The following is a 21,987-nucleotide window of genomic DNA, read 5'->3' as shown; positions in this document are numbered from 1 at the left end:
GTTGTTTCATACCAAAATGGTATTTTTTGTAGTGCGACACCAATAACCGCTTTCAATTACTTTGAGTTCTATAAGTTCTAATTAACTGTATAACGGGAAGGATCCCTGGTCGTGGGTGAAGAATACTATCATCCAATTTATGTTTTAAAACATAATCAGTCGGGATGTATAAAATGAGTACGTCTGAATTACTCAAACATATTTATGATATTAATTTGTCATATTTGCTTTTAGCGCAACGGTTAATTAACGATGAGAAAGCCTCCGCCATGTTTCGCCTTGGTATTACTGACACTATGGCTGATGCATTATCACAGTTAACGTTACCGCAAATGGTTAAATTGGCTGAAACTAACCAATTAGTCTGTCATTTCCGTTTCAGTGATCACAATACTATTCATCATCTGACGAAAGAATCTCGTGTGGATGATTTGCAGCAAATCCACACAGGAATTTTATTGTCGAGTCACTTACTCCACCAGCTATCGTTAAAAGACGGTAGTGAGCCTAAGAAAAGAGCATGACTAAAAGTATTGTTCAGGAAGCCAAAGACATTCATTTGGCCATGGAGTTGATTACTTTAGGCGCACGTTTGCAGATGCTTGAAAGCGAAACTCAACTCAGCCGGGGCCGCTTAATTAAACTCTACAAAGAGCTGAGAGGCAGTCCGCCACCGAAAGGAATGTTGCCGTTTTCAACCGATTGGTTTATGACCTGGGAACAAAATATCCACTCATCGATGTTTTATAACGCTTACAGCTTCTTGCTAAAAAGTGGGCAATGCACCGGTGTTGAGGCTGTGATTAAGGCTTACCGTCTTTATCTCGAACAGTGCCCTGAACTGTCGGGGATCCCACCATTGCTGGCGTTAACCCGAGCATGGACGTTGGTTCGATTTGTCGACAGTGGTATGTTGCAGCTCTCGGGTTGCAACTGCTGTGGGGGGACTTTTATCACCCATGCGCATCTGCCACGCAACAGTTTTGTTTGCAGTCTTTGCCAGCCCCCCTCCCGCGCAGTAAAAAAACGTAAACTTTCGCCGCAATCTGCCGATATTACTTCACAACTGCTGGATGAGCAGGTTAGACGCGCAGTTTGAGTTTCGTTGAGTTGCCAGATTTTTTGCTTACAGCGGCGGTATGGATACCGTTTCTGTCGTCAGTTAATGGCAATCCATCGCACTCAAAGGGTGCTAACACCTCACCTTCCACCCACACACTTTGCTAAGGATGTCGCGTGTTAGTTATTTTGGGTTATCTCATTGTCTTAGGTGCGGTTTTTGGCGGCTACATTATTGTTGGTGGTCACCTCGGCGCTCTCTATCAACCGGCTGAATTTTTAATTATCTGCGGCGCGGGTATTGGCGCATTTATTGTGGGTAACAATGGTAAAGCGATAAAAGCCACAATGAAGGCGATGCCAAAACTGATGCGTCGCTCTAAATATAACAAAATCCTCTATATGGACTTAATGGCGCTACTTTACCGCTTATTAGCAAAATCTCGCCAACAGGGGATGTTGTCACTGGAACGGGATATAGAGAATACGCGTGAAAGTGAAATTTTCTCTAATTATCCGCGGATTTTGGCCGATAAGTTATTAGTAGAGTTTATTACTGATTATTTGCGATTAATTGTTAGCGGAAATATGAATGCTTTTGAAATTGAAGCATTGATGGATGAAGAGATCGAGACCCACGAGCAAGAGTGCGAGGTTCCTGCAGGCAGTCTGGCGATGGTGGGTGATTCTCTCCCCGCATTCGGTATTGTTGCCGCGGTGATGGGGGTGGTACATGCATTGGCTTCTGCAGACCGGCCTGCCGCAGAACTTGGCGCGCTAATTGCCCATGCGATGGTGGGGACGTTTTTGGGTATTTTGCTGGCATATGGATTTATTTCACCTTTGGCGACCTTATTGCGTCAACAGAGTGCAGAAACCACCAAAATGATGCAGTGCATCAAGGTGACACTGTTGTCCAGTCTGAACGGATATGCACCGCAAATTGCCGTGGAATTTGGTCGTAAAACGCTCTACACCACAGAACGCCCATCGTTCATTGAGCTGGAGGAGCATGTGCGCAGAGTGAAAGCTCCAGCACAGCAAACGACAGAAGAGGACGCATGAAGCATCAGAGTTATCCCGTTATTCTGGTCAGAAAACGAAAAGCCAAGCACGGTGTTGCGCATCATGGCGGGTCATGGAAAATTGCTTACGCTGACTTTATGACCGCGATGATGGCCTTCTTTCTGGTGATGTGGTTGCTATCGGTTTCCAGCCCGCAAGAGCTGGCGCAGATTGCAGATTATTTTCGAACGCCATTGAAAGTCGCGTTGACCAGCGGTGATAAAAGCAGTTCCAGTACCAGCCTCATTCCAGGAGGCGGTGATGATCCTACCCAACAAGTGGGCGAAGTGCGCAAGCAGATTGATTCTGAAGAAAGCCGGAAAGAAGAATACCGCCTGAATAAATTACGGGAAAAGCTGGATCAGTTAATCGAATCTGATCCAAGGCTGAGAGCTTTGCGGCCGCATTTGCTCATTAACATGATGGATGAAGGCCTGAGAATTCAGATTATCGATAGCCAAAACCGGCCAATGTTTAAGATGGGGAGTGCGCAGGTCGAGCCGTACATGCGCGATATTTTACGTGCAATAGCGCCTATTTTGAATGACATACCGAACAAAATTAGTTTGTCTGGTCATACCGATGATCTGCCGTATGCCACTGGCGAACGGGGTTATAGCAACTGGGAGTTATCGGCTGATCGCGCGAATGCTTCACGACGTGAATTGTTGGCCGGTGGTTTGGATGAGGGTAAGGTATTGCGAGTCGTGGGCATGGCCTCAACGATGCGTCTGAAAGAGCAGACATCAGATGATCCGGTTAACCGCCGCATCAGTATTTTAGTCCTGAACAAACAGACTCAACATGATATTGAGCATGAGAATTTAGATAACAACGCGCTGGATATAGAGAAAGCGGCGAACTTGAAGCAGATTGAAACCAGTGGCACCACACCAACGGCGATGCCTCCGGTCACACCGCCAGCGGGAACGTCAGTAGGGCTGCCGGTAGTCACACCGACTGAACCGGTGAAAACGATAGCGCAGCCTGCAATAGCGCCACAAACACCACAATCGAGCACCGGGAACATCACTCCAGTTGCCACCGGACCAACGACATCGTTGCCAGCGGCTCCTGCAAGTAATGCCGTGGTCTCTCCGACAAGCCGCGACGCACAGTAGAGGTGACACCGTGAGCATGGATATTACTGCGTTTTATCAGACTTTTTTTGATGAAGCAGATGAACTGCTGGCTGATATGGAACAGCACTTGTTATTGCTGGACCCGTTGGCACCAGACAATGAACAACTCAATGCTATTTTCCGTGCTGCTCATTCGATCAAGGGCGGTGCGGCGACGTTTGGTTTTACGGTCTTACAAGAGACAACCCATCTGTTGGAAAACCTGTTGGATGGTGCCCGCCGCGATGAGATGCGCCTGAGCACTGATATCATCAATCTGTTTTTGGAAACGAAAGATATTATGCAAGAACAGTTGGACGCCTACAAAACTTCTCAGCAACCTAATGCGGAAAGCTTCGAGTATATCTGCCACGCATTGCGCCAGTTGGCACTTGAAGCGTTAGAACAGCAGACCGTTGCTAATACGGTCACCTCAGCGTCTGACACCAAAATCAGTGGTAAATCACCCGCCTTGGTTCAGGGCGGAATGCGCATTCGTCTGTCTGGCCTGAAAGAACAAGAGATCCCGCTGATGTTGGAAGAACTGGGCAACTTGGGTGAAGTGAAAGACCCACAGCAACGTGCTGATAGCCTTGAAGCGACCTTAATAACATCGGTCAGTGAAGATGACATCAGTGCGGTGTTGTGTTTTGTGTTGGAACCTGAGCAGATAAGTTTTGTCCCAGCCGAATCGGCGCAACAGACTGAGAATGCGGTTGTAGCACCGGTTATCGCAGGAGTGACTCAGGCGGTGGCGGCTCCGGCTGATGACGTAAAAAGCACCGCAAAAGCTAATGCCATTGCTGTACCTGCCAGTCAGGAACAGGTGAAACGTAAAGCGAAAGCCAGTGAATCGACCAGTATCCGAGTGGCGGTTGAGAAAGTTGACCAGTTGATTAATCTGGTGGGTGAATTGGTTATCACCCAATCGATGCTGGCACAGCGCTCCAGCATATTGGACCCGGTGATTAACGGCGATCTGCTCAATAGTATGGGGCAGTTGGAACGTAATGCACGTGATCTGCAAGAGTCGGTCATGTCTATCCGCATGATGCCGATGGAATATGTATTCAGTCGTTTCCCACGGTTGGTGCGTGACTTGGCCAGTAAACTCAATAAGCAAGTTGAACTGACGTTACTCGGCAGTTCGACGGAACTGGATAAAAGCCTGATTGAACGCATCATCGATCCCCTAACCCATCTGGTGCGTAACAGTCTGGACCACGGCATTGAAGATGCGGCAACCCGCATCACGGCAGGTAAACACCCCGTGGGGAATCTGACGCTGTCAGCAGAGCATCAGGGCGGCAACATTTGTATCGAAGTGCTGGATGATGGCGCAGGGCTGAACCGACAGAAAATTTTGGCAAAAGCACAGTCTCAGGGGATGGTGGTCAATGAGCATATGAGCGATGAAGATGTCGGGATGCTCATTTTCGCGCCGGGATTCTCTACCGCCGAGCAGGTCACTGATGTTTCCGGTCGTGGCGTTGGGATGGATGTGGTTAAGCGAAATATTCAGGAAATGGGGGGCCACGTACAAGTCAGTTTCCAGGCCGGTCTTGGCACCTCTATCCGTATTCTGTTGCCATTAACCTTGGCTATTCTTGATGGCATGTCGGTAAAAGTCAGTGATGAAGTTTTCATTTTGCCATTGAATGCGGTCATGGAATCACTGCAACCCTTGGCTGAAGATTTACACCCGTTAGCCGGTGGTGAACGCGTATTACAAGTGCGTGGTGAATATTTACCGCTGGTTGAATTGTACCGGGTATTTGATGTTGAAAATGCTAAAACGGAAGCCACTCAGGGCATTGTTGTCATTCTGCAAAGTGCCGGGCGTCGTTATGCACTATTGGTAGACCAATTGATTGGCCAGCATCAGGTGGTTGTGAAAAATCTGGAAAGTAACTACCGCAAGGTTCCAGGAATTTCAGCCGCGACCATATTGGGTGATGGCAGTGTGGCACTGATTGTTGATGTGTCAGCGTTACAGGCTTTAAACCGGGAAAAGCGTGTAACGGCTGAGGATATCGCTGTCGCATAGCTGATTTACCCGCCGGTATGGCATTCGTATGAAAACAGGTATAGGGCCGCGAAAAGTCTTCCCGGTCCGGAAAAAACATAAATTCAACCTACTGATTGAAGGGTAAAAACATGGCAGGACTGGCAACCGTCACGAAGCTGGCTGGCGAAACGGTAGGACAAGAGTTCCTGATTTTTACGCTGGGCGATGAAGAGTACGGCATTGATATTCTGAAAGTGCAAGAGATCCGTGGTTACGATCAGGTGACCCGTATCGCTAACACCCCGGCTTTCATTAAAGGTGTCACTAACTTACGTGGTGTCATTGTTCCTATTATTGACTTACGGGTTAAATTTGCTCAAAAGGGCGTCAGTTATAACGAAAATACCGTGGTGATTGTGCTGAATTTTGATCAGCGTGTGGTCGGTATTGTCGTTGATGGTGTCTCTGATGTGTTGTCATTAACCACTGAACAGATCCGGCCGGCCCCCGAATTCGCCGTAACTTTGGCGACGGAGTATCTGACGGGTTTAGGTTCTCTTGGGGAAAGAATGCTGATTCTGGTTGATATTGAAAAGCTGCTGAGCAGTGAAGAGATGTCGCTGATTGATTCAGTATCTAAAGGTTAAGTGAACAGGTTATCGGTTGATAATCGTTCGGTGACCCTCTGACCATGATTGCCTTAACCGAGCAGGGGGACACACCGGTCCACCTGCTCCTGTGGTTTGCGCGTTCATACCGGCCAGATCAAACTGTTAACATTTACTGCCATCCCGCTAAAATAATCCCTTTCATCGGTAAAGTTCCCTCCATCAGTGCCGATAATACACTTAATTAGACGTCTTATATTTTGGCGTACCTGTATTTTGATGCACTTATGAAGGGATAACATGTTCAAGCGTATGAAAGTGGTCACCAGCCTGCTGCTGGTGTTAGTGCTATTTGGTGCCTTACAACTGGTGTCTGGTGGGCTTTTCTTTAATTCTCTGAAAAATGACAAGGAAAACTTCGCGGTTTTACACGTTATCCGTCAGCAGCAGTCGGTTTTGAATGAGAGCTGGGTCAATCTGCTGCAAACACGCAATACGCTGAACCGTGCTGGCATCCGTTACATGATGGATGTGAATCATACTGGCAGTGGCCCTACGGTGAATGACCTGTTGGCGTCAGCCAAAGGGACACTGGGTGTAGCGGCGGATCGTTTTAAAAGTTACGAACAAATTCCGCTGGATAGTCGACAAGATACAGAATCTGCTAAAAAATTAAAACAGACCTATGACCAATATTTTGGTGCATTGACCGAGCTTATCCAATTGATGGAGTCGGGTAAGATTAATGAGTTCTTCGAGCAACCCACGTCCAGTTTCCAAAATGCTTTTGAGCAGGATTACAACACTTACCTGGCACAAAACGATCGCCTTTATGCCTCCGCAGTGGAAGACAGCAACCAGTCATTTAGTTTTGCTATGGGGGTGATTGTTACCGTGCTGATTGCAGTATTGGCGGTGATTATCCTTGTTTGGCTGGGTATGCAACACATCTTGATTAACCCGTTGAAACACGTGATTGAGCATATTAAACATATCGCCAATGGTGACTTAACACAGACCATTGAAGTGCATAGCCGTAACGAAATGGGCACCTTGGCTGCCAGCTTGAAACACATGCAATCTGAGTTGATTACAACCGTGAGCGATGTGCGTTTAGGGGCCGATGCCATCTACAGCGGCGCATCGGAAATTTCCGCCGGTAACAACGATCTGTCGGCCCGTACTGAACAGCAAGCAGCATCATTGGAAGAAACCGCCGCCAGTATGGAGCAGTTAACCGCGACTGTGAAACAGAATGCTGAGAATGCCCGTCAAGCCAGCCAACTGGCATTGAGTGCATCAGAAACAGCACTGAAAGGTGGGAAAGTGGTGGCGAACGTGGTGCAAACCATGCACGAGATTGCCGGTAGTTCGCAGAAAATTGCTGATATCACCAGCGTCATCGACGGTATCGCCTTCCAAACCAATATCCTGGCATTGAACGCTGCCGTTGAAGCTGCCCGTGCGGGTGAGCAAGGCCGTGGTTTTGCTGTGGTCGCCGGTGAAGTGCGCAATTTGGCACAACGCAGTGCGCAGGCAGCGAAAGAAATTAAGGGCTTGATCGAAGATTCAGTTAACCGTGTCGACATGGGGTCAGTGCTGGTTGAAAGTGCCGGTGAGACGATGGGCGATATCGTCAATGCGGTGACGCGCGTTACCGACATTATGGGCGAAATAGCCTCTGCTTCTGATGAACAAAGTCGTGGTATCGAACAAGTGGGCCAGGCGGTAACTGAAATGGACCGTGTGACCCAGCAAAACGCCGCTTTAGTGGAAGAGTCTGCGTCTGCTGCCGCAGCGCTGGAAGAGCAAGCCAGTATGTTAACCCAATCGATGTCCGTATTTGTCCTGAATATGGATAACGCGAGTACCACAAAAAATGTCAAAAAAATCAAGCAACCGACACCGGACCTGAACGGTGCTGCTAAAAAAACATTGGGAAGTGACCTACAAAATAATTGGGAAACTTTCTAAATAACCCTACAGAAAATAGATAAAGCCGGTCAATGAACCGGCTGAGAAGAGGTTACGATGTTTGGCCGAATCCGGATTTCTACCAGCTTTTTCCTGTTACTGATATTGATTTGCTCGATACAGTTAATTTCCAGTGGTCTGTCATTTACTGCTTTTCGCTCAGACTATCAAAATTTAAACCGTGTGGATCTCAGTAGTCAGCAACGGGATGCATTAAGCCTTAGCTGGGTATCCTTGCTGCAAGCGCGTAATACCTTAAACCGAGCGGGGACTCGCTCTGCTCTCAAAGTACCTCAGGAGCAAGTCAACGCGTTAATGGGCAATGCGCGCAGCTCATTACAGAAAGCGGATCTCTATTTTAATCAGTTCCTGGCGGTGCCGCGTCTTGATGAGAGTGATACCGGCGGCGAGTTGTTGGATGCCACTCAAAAAAGTTATCAGAATTTACGTACCTCGTTACGACAATTAATCGATTTTCTGGAGGCCGGCAATTTACAAGGCTTTATGGACCAACCTACCCAGAAAACACAGGATTTGTTTGAAGCTGATTTTGTACAGTATTTACAGTATGCCAATGAAGTGATTGCCGACGCAGGCACTCAGAATCAACAGGCTTACCATCTATCAATGTGGATCTTTGGTGGTGCGATCTTAATGGTGATAATGATGGCAATTTCTTCACTGGTCTGGCTACGCACCATGTTCGTCACTCCACTGAAGATTATGCGTGCGCATTTCGATCGCATCGCTCAGGGAGATTTATCCGGCCAGATTTATGTTGCTGGTCGCAATGAAATTAGCCAACTGTTTGCCAGTTTGCGCACCATGCAACACTCATTGATAACCACGGTTAGCGATGTGCGTGATGGTACTGAAGCGATGCTGACGGGTATCCAGGAAATATCTGCCGGTAACAATGACTTATCGGCAAGAACCGAACAGCAGGCGGCGTCATTGGAACAAACTGCAGCCAGTATGGAGCAGCTCACGGCTACGGTGAAACAGAATGCTGATAACGCCCGTCAGGCAACACAACTGGCGCAAGATGCGTCCGGAACGGCGGCTAAAGGGGGCGAATTGACCCGCAGTGTCGTGACGACTATGCATGATATCGCGACCAGTTCGAAGAAGATTGCTGCTATTACCAGTGTTATTGATGGTATTGCCTTCCAAACTAATATTTTGGCGCTAAATGCTGCGGTTGAGGCCGCTCGTGCCGGTGAACAAGGCCGTGGTTTTGCTGTAGTCGCAGGGGAAGTCCGTAATTTAGCTCAGCGCAGTGCGCAGGCAGCAAAAGAAATTAAAGGGTTGATCGATGAATCGGTCAACCGTGTTCGCCAGGGATCGACACTGGTTGAAAATGCGGGTACTACCATGGAAGAGATCGTTCGCTCAGTGACTCGGGTTACCGACATTATGGGTGAAATCGCTTCCGCATCGGATGAACAAAGCCGGGGCATTGAGCAGGTTTCACTCGCGGTAACACAGATGGATCAGGTCACTCAGCAAAATGCCGCATTAGTGGAAGAGGCTGCGGCTGCGGCTAATGCACTGGAAGAGCAGGCAAGTATGCTCTCCAATGCAGTATCTGTTTTCCGTTTGGAGCAGGACAGTGACAGCGGCGAGGGGCAGGCAGCAGGCGGCAGCGGTAAGCAATCTGTTGTAACAGCAACGGCCGCAAAGGAAATCCCAGATTGTCAAACGGTGTAACGAAGACTTTGTTATGGGGTGAGAGCGGATGAAACCATCATCGATGAAACAGCCAGCTCAACCATTACCCCAAGAGTCCGGATCTCCCTTGATCCAGATGATTCAACGGCTACCGCTGTCGGATGTTCACTTCCAGCGTATTTGCCAACTTATTTATCAACGGGCCGGGATTGTTCTGGCCGATCACAAACGGGAAATGGTCTATAACCGCTTGGTCAGGCGGTTAAGATTGCTGGGAATTAACGATTTTGGTCAATACCTTGCTCTGTTGGAGATTGACCCGAACAGTGCGGAGTGGCAAGCATTTGTTAATGCGTTGACCACTAACCTGACGGCATTTTTCCGTGAGGCGCACCATTTCCCGATCCTGGCTGAGCATGCTCGCCAGCGACCGGGAAATTATTCGGTATGGAGTACGGCAGCATCGACGGGTGAAGAGCCTTATTCCATCGCCATGACACTGTGCGATGTGTTGGGAAATCGCGCGGGATCTTGCCAGATATTGGCCAGTGATATCGATACGCAAGTTCTGGAAAAAGCGACCAGCGGCGTATACCGGCAAGATGAATTGCGTTCATTGTCGGCACAGCAAATGCAACGCTACTTTTTGCGTGGCACTGGCCCACATCAAGGCATGGTGCGGGTGCGGCCGGAGCTTGCCAATATGATCCAGTTCCAGCAACTCAATCTATTGGCACCAGAGTGGGCACTGCCTGGGCAATTTGATGCGATTTTTTGTCGTAACGTGATGATTTATTTTGATAAAGAAACGCAGGAGCGCATTCTGCGTCGCTTTGTTCCATTACTAAAACCCGGTGGCCTGATGTTTGCGGGCCACTCGGAGAATTTCAGTCAGATTAGTCGGGAATTCTATTTGCGCGGGCAGACCGTTTATGGACTGACCAAGGAGAGGTGATGAGTAAAATCAGAGTATTGTGCGTTGATGATTCCGCATTGATGCGTCAGCTAATGACAGAGATTATTAACAGTCACTCGGATATGGAAATGGTTGCTGCGGCGCCTGATCCGTTGGTTGCCCGTGATTTGATTAAAAAGTTCAATCCGCAAGTTTTGACACTTGATGTTGAAATGCCGCGTATGGATGGCTTGGATTTTCTTGAAAAACTAATGCGGTTGCGGCCTATGCCGGTGGTGATGGTGTCGTCATTAACGGGTAAGAACTCTGAGATAACTATGCGGGCGCTGGAATTGGGGGCTATTGATTTTGTCACCAAACCTCAACTCGGTATCAGAGAAGGGATGCTGGCTTATAGCGAATTGATCGCGGAGAAAATACGCACCGCCGCGAAAGCTCGCTTGCCACAGCGAGGCCCGGAACCTGTCCCGGTTATGCTCACTCATACGCCGTTACTCAGTAGTGAAAAGTTAATCGCCATCGGCGCATCTACCGGCGGCACTGAAGCCATCCGGACTGTATTGCAGCCTTTGCCACCGACCAGTCCGGCACTGCTGATTACTCAGCATATGCCGCCGGGTTTTACCCGTTCCTTTGCCGAGCGGCTCAATAAACTGTGCCAAATTACGGTGAAAGAGGCAGACGACGGCGAACGGGTATTGCCGGGACATGCCTATATTGCTCCGGGTGATCGGCATATGGAGTTGGCGCGTAGTGGCGCTAACTATCAAATACGTATCCATGACGGGCCTGCGGTTAATCGCCATCGTCCCTCGGTTGACGTGCTGTTTCGATCAGTGGCGCAGTATGCCGGGCGTAATGCGGTGGGGGTGATTCTGACCGGCATGGGCAATGACGGTGCTGCCGGTTTGCTGGAAATGCATCGGGCAGGTGCTTATACCATTGCCCAAAACGAGGCCAGTTGTGTGGTCTTCGGGATGCCGCGTGAAGCTATTGCTATGGGCGGCGTTAATGAAGTCCTGGATCTGAACCAGATAAGCCAGCGCATGTTGGCACAGATTAGTAGCGGCCAAGCCTTACGAATCTAACGAGAATATTTTCTGGTGGAAATCGGGCGTTAGCATTTAATCGCTCAGCGGTGAGCAACAAACCTTAGGAGTTAGTATGGCGGATAAGAATCTCAGATTTTTGGTGGTAGACGATTTTTCGACCATGCGTCGTATTGTCAGAAACCTGCTGAAAGAACTGGGTTTTAACAATGTGGAAGAGGCCGAAGATGGCGTAGACGCATTGAATAAATTACGCGCAGGGGGGATTGATTTTGTGGTTTCTGACTGGAATATGCCCAATATGGATGGCCTGGACCTGTTGAAAACCATCCGTGCTGATGGTGCTCTCGGCTCTCTGCCGGTTCTGATGGTAACCGCCGAAGCTAAAAAAGAGAACATCATCGCAGCAGCGCAAGCCGGTGCCAGTGGTTATGTAGTGAAACCTTTCACTGCCGCGACCTTGGAAGAGAAACTCAATAAGATTTTTGAAAAGTTGGGTATGTAAGGAGGCGAAATGAGTAACCATCAAATGCCCGCCACAGACGCGGCATCGGCCAGTGATATCATCAGTCGCATTGGACAACTGACGCGGATGTTACGCGACAGCCTGCGCGAGTTAGGTCTTGATCAAGCGATTGCTCAGGCAGCGGAAGCTATTCCGGATGCTCGTGATCGTCTGGATTATGTGGTTCATATGACTGCACAGGCGGCAGAAAGGGCATTGAACTGCGTTGAGGCGGCACAACCCCGCCAGAATGAGTTGGAATCATCGGCCAAGGCGCTCAAAATTCGCTGGGATGAATGGTTTGCTAATCCCGTCGAGCTAGCTGATGCCCGATCTTTGGTCACGGATACCCGTGAATATCTGGACGTGGTGCCACAACATACCTCATTTACCAATGCGCAATTGTTGGAAATCATGATGGCGCAGGATTTCCAGGATCTTACCGGTCAGGTCATCAAGCGCATGATGGATGTGGTGCAAGAGATTGAGAAGCAATTATTGATGGTATTGATGGAGAACATCCCGGATATGCCGTCTAAACCACAAAAGCCGGTTAACAGTTTACTCAATGGGCCGCAACTGGATAAAACCAGTGCCGGTGTTATTGCCAGCCAGGATCAGGTTGATGATCTGCTCGACAGCTTAGGTTTCTAAGCTGATTAACGCCGCTAAAAAGCAGATGAGGAAGCCCTCATCTGCTTTATTTACCTTTGTGATAATGTCATTTGACGCTATCCCTGGCGGAGTGGCTTATTTCTTCCATTCTTTGGCCAAGATCACCGCTCTCTCGGCATTGACTCGCCCGTAGCCGTACAATTGGCTGTGACCATTTTCATCATAGTCGCCGTTTTCTTCATCTATTTTGTCACAGCTATAGCGGATGATATCTTTGACCTGATTATATCTAAGTGAAGGATTCACCGAGAGGATTAATGCGGCCACACCAGCGGCACCGGGGCAGGAACTAGAAGTCCCACTAAATATCGTGGTGTAATTACCAAAAATGTCCCCTGTCAATACGTCGCCTGAACTATAGCCTGCGTCAAGACGTATATCGGTGGTCCAGATGCCCTTGGTGAAGGGGGATGGATGGCGCATATGAGGTGCCGGGATATCGCCGCTGGGGAAGGAGCACCAAAGTGACTTACCATAATCACTGTAAACGCAACGTTTACCACGGTCATTGCAGGCGGCGACAGCAACCACCTGTTCATGGCTGGCATAACCATCATTCTCGATGAGTTCATTACCGTTACCGGCGGCAAAAAAGATCACACAGCCCTTACCTTTGCGCCCCTTCTTTACTGCATAATCAATGGCTTTGCGGGTCAATGCTGGCATTTCGGCCACGACATTATGCTCGGGGGCGTTTGGGTCTAACCACAGGCCATCTACTGGCCCCCAACTGCAAGAGATAACATCCGCGCCATGCTCTGCCGCCCAGACAAAGGCGAAAGCTTCGCTCTGTGAGCCTAACCCTCCGGCATGCCGGATTGGCATCAGTTTAGCTTCGGGTGCCACGCCAGAGGCACCATAGCGGCCATCGGCACAGGCGACTCCGGCACACGCGGTACCGTGGTTGTCACCTGGCTCCGGTGAGGGATCCTCATCGATGTTCTCGAAGTTCCCTATGTCCCCGTTTTTCAGGTTACAAGGATAGACAATTTTGCCTTCGCGCCAAAACTCTGGATGGCCCAGGTCGAACCCATCATCAATGACGGCAATAGTGGTACCTTTGCCTAAGGTGATTTTATGGGCGTTTTCAACATTCGCACTGGCATCCACCTCAATCTCAGTACGGACGATGGTTTTCTTTAAATGCCACTGATTATGATGAATGGTTTTGGGCTTTTTATGATGAATTAATTCCGGATGACAGTGTTCAATATCCTTACGATTTAAAATATTTTCGGCAATAGTAAAGGTATCTTCACCGGTACTTTCCTGCATTGAAACAAAATAAGCATTGTTAATAAATGATATTGTATTCTTAATGGTGAGGTTATATTCGTCGATTATTTTCTCACAGTCGTCTTCTGATAAATATTCTTTGAACTGAATAAAAAGATTCTCAGTATAAATAACTGGCTCTTTATTTTCTTCATTGATAAAACCATATCCGGCAAACCTGACATCTTTATGATTAGCGATATTTTTCTTTATCATGCTAACGTTATCGGCTGGGGCATCTATGCTGACCACATAGGTGTTGGCATTCGAAATATTAAAAATAACTTCATATCGTATGTTACTCTCGTTGATAACACTGAGCATCATGCTGGAAAAATCCGCCCCCGGATGCATTCTTATAATGAGTATATCAGTGGATTTTATTAGGGAGAATGTCTTGCGTTTATTGTCCAGAACATCATATGTAACGTCGAATTGTTTCATTTTTATTTCCTCTTAATATCACATGGCTGAGTAACCTTTTTTGTTTGTGGTATTTATAAATGTGCTTTTATAACGGTATTCTTAGATGTGAATAACTCGCTAATAGTGACCTTTTTTTTGTATAACACTCAATATGTCTTATTCCTCAATCAGAGTGATTTAATTTGCCAATTAATTTAATAATCGGCACAGGACTAGGTTCCAACACAGGGTATCACTGGTGGTGATAGTCTCGGTTATCAAAATCTGACTATAACTAGCTAGCCAACAGACGTTGTTGTGCTAATAGGCGTGATCTACGTATACAAAATAGTATTACTATCGAATAAACATTCAAACTGATGACCGTAAATATAACCGTTACTCCCTCTAAACACTCGAACGTTGCATTTATTATCTGAATTCACAGTTAACTATGAGCTTTATTTGAAAGATTGAATGTTATTTTATATGAGTCTGTACATAATTCTGTATAACCGCCACTGTATTAAAGGTGATCGTTTAGACGGTCACCGAACTCGATAATAAAACGACTCATTGCCAACCGCCAGTTCTGTATTGGCAGACTCCATTTTTCGAAGTATCCCGGAGCACCAGATAAATAACTTTCCGCACCGAGTCGTCCGTCGGGAATACTTTGCGTTTCTTGATCGCCTGCCGGATCACACTGTTCAGTGACTCAATGGCATTCGAGGTGTAGATGGCCTTGCGGATACCCGGCGGATATTCTGATCACCCCATCCTGCAAATAACCCCCCAATTGTCACTGTGTTCAAGCTATAGACTTGCTGAATGTTTGTCATCCTAGACAGCAATTTTGATATTGATCCATTTCTCTGACACGGAAACGCTCACGCTGAACAGGAACATTTACGCGAACAGAAGCCATTGCTGTGGCTGAAGATAGCGATGCAGAAAAAAGCGAGGAACCCACAGCCCACAAGCTGGAGAAGGCTCGCGAGAAAGGTCAGGTCCCGCGCTCACGCGAATTGACTTCGATGCTGATGCTCGGGGCCGGTTTGGCGATCCTGTGGGTTTCAGGGGAATCGATGGCGCGTCAACTTTCCGCCATGGTTGCCCAAGGGCTGCATTTTGATCACAGTGTGGTCAGCGATGATAAGCAAATGTTACGACAAATTGGCATGTTGCTGAGCCAAACGCTGATGGCCCTAGTACCGATTTTTGCCGGATTAGTGATAGTCGCACTGGCGGTACCGATGTTGTTGGGTGGCGTGCTGTTTAGCGGCGAATCGATCAAATTTGATTTGCAGCGCATGAGCCCGATAGCAGGCTTAAAGCGCATGTTTTCCTCACAGGCATTAGCCGAATTACTGAAAGCTATCCTCAAGGCAACGCTGGTCGGCTGGGTTACTGGTTTATTCCTCTGGCATAACTGGCCAGATATGATGCGCCTGATTGCCGCCCCTCCGGTGGCGGCTTTAGGTGATGCCCTTCACTTGATTATTTTCTGCGGGCTAGTCGTGGTATTAGGGTTGACTCCAATGGTCAGCTTCGACGTATTTTTCCAGATAACCAGCCACATCAAAAAGTTACGTATGAGTAAACAGGAGATACGCGACGAATTTAAAGATCAAGAAGGTGACCCGCATGTAAAAGGGCGCATACGTCAGCAACAACGGGCCATGGCCCGCCGCCGAATGATGACGGATGTGCCTAAAGCCGATGTGATAGTCACTAACCCGACCCACTATGCGGTGGCTTTGCAGTATAACGAAGCAAAAATGAGTGCGCCCAAAGTGTTGGCGAAAGGAGCGGGGGCGGTGGCATTACGTATCCGTGAACTGGGCGCAGAGCATCGTATTCCTTTATTAGAAGCCCCGCCGCTGGCCAGGGCATTGTTCCGGCACAGCGAGGTGGGCCAACATATTCCAGCCACCCTTTATGCTGCAGTAGCGGAAGTCCTTGCCTGGGTATACCAGTTGAAACGTTGGAAGCGGGAAGGCGGGCTAATCCCGAAAAAACCTGAACATCTGCCGGTGCCGGAAGCACTGGATTTTGCAACAGAGAGTGAGACTGACTAATGGCTAATTTGGCCGCCCTGCTTCGTTTACCGGGCAATTTTAAAGATACGCAGTGGCAAATTCTTGCCGGACCTATCCTGATTCTGATGATCTTGTCGATGATGGTGCTGCCGCTGCCTCCTTTCATCCTTGATTTGCTGTTTACCTTCAATATCGCGCTGTCCATTATGGTCTTGCTGGTTGCCATGTTTACCCAGCGCACCTTGGATTTCGCGGCATTCCCCACCATTTTGTTATTTTCAACCTTACTGCGTTTGTCCCTGAACGTTGCCTCCACCCGTATCATTTTGATGGATGGTCATACCGGAGCGGCAGCAGCAGGCCGTGTTGTTGAGGCATTTGGTCACTTTCTGGTCGGCGGTAACTTTGCGATCGGTATCGTGGTCTTTATCATCTTGGTGATAATTAACTTTATGGTTATCACCAAAGGGGCCGGGCGTATTGCCGAGGTTGGCGCACGTTTTGTTCTGGATGGTATGCCCGGTAAGCAGATGGCAATCGATGCCGACTTAAACGCCGGATTGATTGGTGAAGATGAAGCGAAAAAACGCCGTTCAGATGTCACACAAGAGGCCGATTTCTACGGTTCAATGGATGGGGCCAGTAAATTTGTTCGTGGTGATGCGGTAGCCGGGTTACTGATCATGGTTATTAACGTGGTCGGCGGTTTACTGGTGGGGGTACTTCAGCACAATATGGCGGTGGGCCACGCGGCAGAAACTTATACCTTGCTGACCATCGGTGATGGTCTGGTGGCGCAAATTCCGGCATTGGTGATATCGACGGCCGCAGGTGTCATCGTAACCCGCGTTAGCACTGATCAGGATGTTGGTCAGCAAATGGTCACCCAATTGTTCAACAATCCACGGGTGATGGTATTGAGTGCCAGTGTTCTGGGCTTGCTGGGCATGGTGCCGGGGATGCCTAACTTTGTATTCCTGTTGTTTACCGGTGCACTGCTGGCATTAGCCTGGCGCTTGCGTGGTAAACAAATGAAGCAACCCACGGTGGCAGAGTCACCGGTAGTACAGGACCATCAACAGTCTGCTGAAGCCACCTGGTCAGATGTTCAGTTGGAAGACCCACTGGGTATGGAAGTGGGTTATCGCCTGATCCCGATGGTGGATTTCCAGCAAAACGGTGAGTTGCTGGGCCGCATTCGCAGTATCCGTAAAAAGTTTGCTCAAGAGATGGGCTATCTGCCACCCGTGGTGCATATCAGGGACAACCTGGAGCTGCCGCCGGCAAGCTATCGGATATTAATGAAAGGGGTGGAGATTGGCAGTGGCGAAGCCCATCCCGGTCGCTGGTTGGCGATTAACCCCGGCAATGCTGTCGGTACCTTACCCGGCGAGGCGACCCACGATCCCGCTTTCGGTTTAGCGGCAGTATGGATTGAAAGTGCCTTGCGTGAGCAGGCGCAGATCCAGGGCTTTACCGTGGTTGAGGCCAGTACCGTCGTGGCGACGCATCTCAATCATCTGATTAGCCAATATGCCAGTGAGTTGTTCGGCCGTCAGGAAACACAACAGTTGTTGGATCGGGTCACCCAAGAGATGCCGAAGCTGACTGACGATTTTATTCCCGGTGTCGTGACCTTAACTACGCTGCATAAAGTGCTACAAAATCTATTAATGGAACGGGTATCAATTCGTGATATGCGCACCATTATTGAGACACTGACCGAGCATGCACCGAATCAGACTGATCCTTACGAATTAACCGCAGTAGTGCGCGTTGCATTGGGGCGATCCATTGCACAACAGTGGTTCCCTGGCACCGGTGAGATTCAAGTTATTGGGCTGGATGCCGCATTAGAGCGTTTATTATTACAAGCGCTGCAAGGTGGTGGCGGTCTGGAGCCGGGTCTGGCTGATCGTCTGTTGGAACAATCCAAACAAGCATTGCAGCGCCAGGAAATGTTGGGCGCACCACCGGTATTGCTGGTGAACCATGCACTACGGGCACTATTAGCCCGCTTCCTGCGCCGTAGTTTGCCGCAGATGGTGGTGCTGTCTAATCTGGAAATTGGCGATAATCGCCAGATCCGTATGACGTCAACAATAGGCGCGGCTTGATGCGGGTTCGTCTCTTTTTGGTCATGCTGGGGACATTGCTTTCGGTCTATTTATTACCGCTGAATGCGGTCGCTTCAGGCAGTTGGGTGGCAGACAATATCGGTATTACACAGAATTTGCGTGGTGTAGCCAGGCCCTCGGCTGCGCTACAATCACCCGTGGCACTGGCGCAGGAAAATGCTCGCATCATTTCGGTTGGCTGGCGCTACCAATTGATGTCAGCAGCGCCAGAGGGTTTGCAGGTAAAGTTATGCACCCCAACTCGCTGCATGCCACTCGAGGGCGGCAGCGGGCAGAGTCGGGGGCTTGCCGGGGAGGCAGCGGCGACTCAACTGACTTTTGTCTATTTCATTGCCGGCAAAGGCCGGGTGAACCCGCCGCTGCAAGTGATCAGCAATCAAGTACTGGTCAATTATCACTAAAACCAGACTAAGGGGTAATAGCAAGTTATACAGAAATAGACCGGATGTTCGACCTGATTGTAGACTTCAACGGCCCGCACTGCCTGACTAATTGACAGTGCAACCGCACCGCAAAATAGTAAACCGCATAGCATGCTAACACTTTGTTTTTTCATGATTTCTCCTTTTAACTAAGCCGGGTTTTGCTTAGTCACAGCAGACTAATACATCAGGGAAAATGAGACGAGATTATTTTATCAATATGGCATAAGTTATTTTGATAAAAAATACAGCTAAAAATATTATTTATTTTTAATTTAATTGGTTTGTTAAAAATAATAATTAATATAATTATGTCTGCATTTAATTATTTAATTAAGTAGGGTTTTATTTTTGACTCAATTTATATGACTTCTGCTACGCTATTAATATCTTTTAATTTGGTAAAAATGATTCACACTCTTAAATGAGTGTTAGTCGTGGAATTTATTTTTGTTTTATGTTGATGGATTTTGATGCTATCTAATTGATTATGAAGGAGTATATAAATGCGCGCCTTTATTAGTGGCTTAACTGCATCCCATATTATTATCAGAGCAGTATTATCCCTGAGTTTAATGTTTGGGGTATTTGACTCAGGGGTTTCGCGACAGCATCCTATTAATGAATTACCACTGACTCAATCTCACCACTTTAATTCAGCAGAGTTTGATAGCACTGAACACAATGATGAAACAGTGAATAAGATGATCAATTTCGGCGCTAATTTAGCCTCGACGGGCAATGCCTCTAATATGGCACGTTCAATGGCGAGTGATGTGGCAAATCAAGAAATCAAACATTGGTTAAATCGATTTGGCACGGCTCAGGTTAATGTGAATTTTGACAAAAAATTCTCCCTCAACGAGAGCTCTCTCGATTGGCTACTGCCTTGGTATGACTCGGCTTCATCTCTCTTTTTTAGCCAGTTAGGCATGAGAAATAAAGATAGCCGAAATACCCTTAATATCGGAATGGGGGGGCGTATTTTTCATCAAGATTGGATGTATGGATTTAATTCTTTCTATGACAATGAGATGACCGGGAAGAACCATCGTGTTGGTTTTGGGGCTGAAGCCTGGACTGACTATTTACAGTTATCAGCCAATGGTTATTTTCGTCTCAGTGGGTGGCGTCCATCACGGAATTTCACTGATTATAATGAACGCCCTGCATCAGGGGGCGATTTACGGGCGAAAGCTTATTTACCGACACTGCCACAGCTCGGAGGGACATTAATCTATGAACAATATCGAGGTGAACGTGTCGCTTTGTTCGGCAAAGATAATCTGCAACGTAACCCTTATGTATTGACCGCAGGGCTTAATTATACGCCGATACCGCTATTAACAGTTGGCGTTGAGCAGCGGATGGGGAAAAGCCGTCAGCATGAAACTCAGTGGAATGTACAAATGGATTATCGGCTGGGAGAGAGTTTTCGCTCCCAATTTAGCCCCTCGCAGGTCGTGGGAAGGCGTTTACTTGCCGAGAGCCGTTATAACATTGTTGAGCGCAACGCGAATATTGTCCTGGAATATCAGAAACAGAATCACTTCAAACTGACATTATCTCCGGCCGTGCTTTCCGGTCAGCCGGGTCGGGTTTATCCTGTCGACGCACGGATATCAACCCAATATGCACTACAGCATATTGTCTGGAATGATGCGGGATTGATTGCCGCCGGTGGCAAATTAATACCCGTAAACGCAACAAGTTATAGTGTGGTATTACCCGCTTATAAGCGCATTGTGCAGACCAGTAGTGTCGCGGAGGCTCAGAAAGAGGCAGAGCTGACGGCAAATTCATATACCCTTAGCGCGACCGCTGTCGATATCAACGGGAATAGCTCTACCCCATCGGCATTAACTATTATTGTCCAGCAACCTCAATTTAACATCACATCAGTGGTGGGGGGGGATGGCGCACCTGCTGATGGTAATACTGCAATAACGGTTGAATTCACCATTACCAATTTGGAGGGCCAACCTGTCGTCGGACAAGAGGTGGTGATAACCACCAGTAATGGCGCATACCCCGAAAAAATGACGGAAAAAACCGATGCACGAGGAGTCGTAAGTATTGCATTAACTAATACCACTGCCGGGGAGACGACTGTTACGGCTGATGTGGTGGGGCAACAGTCTAGTGTTGATACTCATTTTATCGTCGATACTGTTCTTGATGCAGCTCTCTCAACGTTTACTGTTTCACCGGCGGAAATTGTTGCTGATGGCAGCATGCATTCGACACTCACGTTTGTGCCATTAAATAAAAGTAATATTTTTATCAGTGGTATTAAGGATCTCAGTTTTATCCAAAGTGGTGTGGCGGTAAATATCAGTGCCATTAGCGAACAGCCAGACAGCTATAGCGCTACCGTGACAGGAAATACAGCGGGGGATGTGACTATCACGCCTCAAATTGGCACCACGGAACAGCGCGGGTTGCAGCGAAAAATAACACTTAATCCCGTGCCTGAAATAACCGCTATTTCTGTCAATGGGGAAAATTTCGCGACCGATAAGGGGTTCCCGAAAACTATCTTTACTAAAGCCACTTTCCAATTGGTGATGAATGGCAATGTGGCGAATAATACTCAGTATGACTGGACGTCATCCTATGTGCCCAACGTGGCGGTGGATAATCAGGGTAAGGTCACAATTGTTTATCAAACCTATGGCAGCACCGTCAAGGTGACAGCAAAGAGTAAAAAGTTCCCGAGTTATACGGCAACATATCAGTTCAAACCTAATTTGTGGGTATATTCTGGTGGTCAGAGGCTGAAAACAGCTCAGGAAGCCAGCCGGATTTGCCAAAGTACAGATTTTACGGCACTGGTTGAATCCCCGCGCGCCACCAATGGCTCGCGCTCACCTGACGGCACTTTGTGGGGAGAATGGGGGAGTTTGACAACCTATGATAGCGCTGAGTGGCCATCGGGCAATTATTGGACGAAAAAGACTAGCACCGATTTTGTCGCCATGGATATGACTACCGGCGCATTACAGGCCACCTCAGTGTCATCGGCGTATCCTCTTTGCGCGGAGTCGCTATAGA

General features: G+C 48.1%; 18 protein-coding genes and 1 pseudogene. 16 read left to right on the top strand and 3 right to left on the bottom strand.

Annotated features, from left to right (window positions below):
* Positions 1 to 173: 173 nt before the first annotated feature.
* From flhD to cheZ, 12 genes are all read left to right on the top strand, one after another.
* Entirely contained in the window at positions 174 to 524 is a 351-nt protein-coding gene (gene flhD, locus AEP37_RS05195; protein WP_049610891.1) for a flagellar transcriptional regulator FlhD, read from the top strand.
* Complete coding sequence (gene flhC / locus AEP37_RS05190; protein WP_049610889.1) at positions 521 to 1,099, top strand: flagellar transcriptional regulator FlhC; 579 nt, start codon at positions 521 to 523, stop codon at positions 1,097 to 1,099. The genes flhD and flhC overlap by 4 nt, the downstream gene beginning before the upstream one ends.
* A gap of 137 nt (positions 1,100 to 1,236) precedes the next feature.
* On the top strand, positions 1,237 to 2,124 hold the full coding sequence (gene motA / locus AEP37_RS05185; RefSeq protein WP_049610886.1) for a flagellar motor stator protein MotA: 888 nt from the start codon (positions 1,237 to 1,239) through the stop codon (positions 2,122 to 2,124).
* Complete coding sequence (gene motB / locus AEP37_RS05180) at positions 2,121 to 3,245, top strand: flagellar motor protein MotB (RefSeq protein ID WP_049610883.1); 1,125 nt, start codon at positions 2,121 to 2,123, stop codon at positions 3,243 to 3,245. The genes motA and motB overlap by 4 nt, the downstream gene beginning before the upstream one ends.
* Before the next feature lie 16 nt (positions 3,246 to 3,261).
* Entirely contained in the window at positions 3,262 to 5,292 is a 2,031-nt protein-coding gene (gene cheA / locus AEP37_RS05175) for a chemotaxis protein CheA (RefSeq protein ID WP_049610880.1), read from the top strand.
* Positions 5,293 to 5,402: 110 nt separating this feature from the next.
* Positions 5,403 to 5,900, top strand: coding sequence for a chemotaxis protein CheW (gene cheW / locus AEP37_RS05170; RefSeq protein WP_049610877.1), 498 nt, complete (start codon positions 5,403 to 5,405; stop codon positions 5,898 to 5,900).
* 261 nt (positions 5,901 to 6,161) lie between these two features.
* Positions 6,162 to 7,835 carry a methyl-accepting chemotaxis protein gene (locus AEP37_RS05165; RefSeq protein WP_049610875.1) on the top strand — a complete coding sequence of 558 codons (1,674 nt, stop codon included), beginning with the start codon at positions 6,162 to 6,164 and terminating at the stop codon, positions 7,833 to 7,835.
* A gap of 57 nt (positions 7,836 to 7,892) precedes the next feature.
* Positions 7,893 to 9,545 carry a methyl-accepting chemotaxis protein gene (locus AEP37_RS05160; protein ID WP_049610872.1) on the top strand — a complete coding sequence of 551 codons (1,653 nt, stop codon included), beginning with the start codon at positions 7,893 to 7,895 and terminating at the stop codon, positions 9,543 to 9,545.
* A gap of 97 nt (positions 9,546 to 9,642) precedes the next feature.
* A complete protein-coding gene (gene cheR / locus AEP37_RS05155) occupies positions 9,643 to 10,461 on the top strand; it encodes a protein-glutamate O-methyltransferase CheR (protein WP_235801348.1) in 819 nt (272 codons plus the stop codon).
* Complete coding sequence (locus AEP37_RS05150) at positions 10,461 to 11,510, top strand: protein-glutamate methylesterase/protein-glutamine glutaminase (RefSeq protein WP_049610870.1); 1,050 nt, start codon at positions 10,461 to 10,463, stop codon at positions 11,508 to 11,510. The genes cheR and AEP37_RS05150 overlap by 1 nt, the downstream gene beginning before the upstream one ends.
* Before the next feature lie 76 nt (positions 11,511 to 11,586).
* Positions 11,587 to 11,976, top strand: coding sequence for a chemotaxis response regulator CheY (gene cheY, locus AEP37_RS05145; RefSeq protein ID WP_049610867.1), 390 nt, complete (start codon positions 11,587 to 11,589; stop codon positions 11,974 to 11,976).
* Between the two features lie 9 nt (positions 11,977 to 11,985).
* Positions 11,986 to 12,630 carry a protein phosphatase CheZ gene (gene cheZ, locus AEP37_RS05140; RefSeq protein WP_049610864.1) on the top strand — a complete coding sequence of 215 codons (645 nt, stop codon included), beginning with the start codon at positions 11,986 to 11,988 and terminating at the stop codon, positions 12,628 to 12,630.
* Positions 12,631 to 12,726: 96 nt separating this feature from the next.
* On the opposite strand, the gene AEP37_RS05135 is transcribed toward cheZ, so the two are convergent.
* Both AEP37_RS05135 and AEP37_RS24650 read right to left on the bottom strand, forming a co-directional pair.
* On the bottom strand, positions 12,727 to 14,370 hold the full coding sequence (locus tag AEP37_RS05135) for a S8 family peptidase (protein WP_049610863.1): 1,644 nt from the start codon (positions 14,368 to 14,370) through the stop codon (positions 12,727 to 12,729).
* 487 nt (positions 14,371 to 14,857) lie between these two features.
* A pseudogene (locus AEP37_RS24650) lies at positions 14,858 to 15,096 on the bottom strand (transposase); the annotation flags it as partial.
* Between the two features lie 167 nt (positions 15,097 to 15,263).
* On the opposite strand from AEP37_RS24650, the gene flhB reads away from it, so the two are divergent.
* The 3 genes from flhB to AEP37_RS05120 are packed head-to-tail and all read left to right on the top strand — an operon-like array spanning position 15,264 to position 18,912.
* Positions 15,264 to 16,412: a flagellar biosynthesis protein FlhB gene (gene flhB / locus AEP37_RS05130; protein ID WP_049610860.1), complete on the top strand. Its 1,149-nt coding sequence runs from the start codon at positions 15,264 to 15,266 to the stop codon at positions 16,410 to 16,412.
* Positions 16,412 to 18,490 carry a flagellar biosynthesis protein FlhA gene (gene flhA, locus AEP37_RS05125; protein ID WP_049610857.1) on the top strand — a complete coding sequence of 693 codons (2,079 nt, stop codon included), beginning with the start codon at positions 16,412 to 16,414 and terminating at the stop codon, positions 18,488 to 18,490. Before flhB ends, flhA begins: the two co-directional genes overlap by 1 nt.
* Complete coding sequence (locus tag AEP37_RS05120) at positions 18,490 to 18,912, top strand: flagellar protein FlhE (protein WP_049610853.1); 423 nt, start codon at positions 18,490 to 18,492, stop codon at positions 18,910 to 18,912. The genes flhA and AEP37_RS05120 overlap by 1 nt, the downstream gene beginning before the upstream one ends.
* On the opposite strand, the gene AEP37_RS25985 is transcribed toward AEP37_RS05120, so the two are convergent.
* Positions 18,909 to 19,067 (bottom strand): hypothetical protein, encoded by a 159-nt coding sequence (locus tag AEP37_RS25985; RefSeq protein ID WP_156168527.1) that lies wholly within the window; start codon positions 19,065 to 19,067, stop codon positions 18,909 to 18,911. The genes AEP37_RS05120 and AEP37_RS25985 overlap by 4 nt on opposite strands.
* 372 nt (positions 19,068 to 19,439) lie before the next feature.
* Here AEP37_RS25985 and AEP37_RS05115 point away from each other — a divergent pair, with 372 nt between their 5' ends.
* Complete coding sequence (locus tag AEP37_RS05115) at positions 19,440 to 21,986, top strand: invasin Inv (RefSeq protein ID WP_049610850.1); 2,547 nt, start codon at positions 19,440 to 19,442, stop codon at positions 21,984 to 21,986.
* Position 21,987: the final 1 nt, after the last annotated feature.

This window comes from Yersinia pekkanenii (assembly GCF_001152565.1).
Taxonomy (GTDB): domain Bacteria; phylum Pseudomonadota; class Gammaproteobacteria; order Enterobacterales; family Enterobacteriaceae; genus Yersinia; species Yersinia pekkanenii.
Note: the sequence above shows the minus strand (reverse complement) of the source record. Positions and strands in the feature narration are given on the sequence as shown.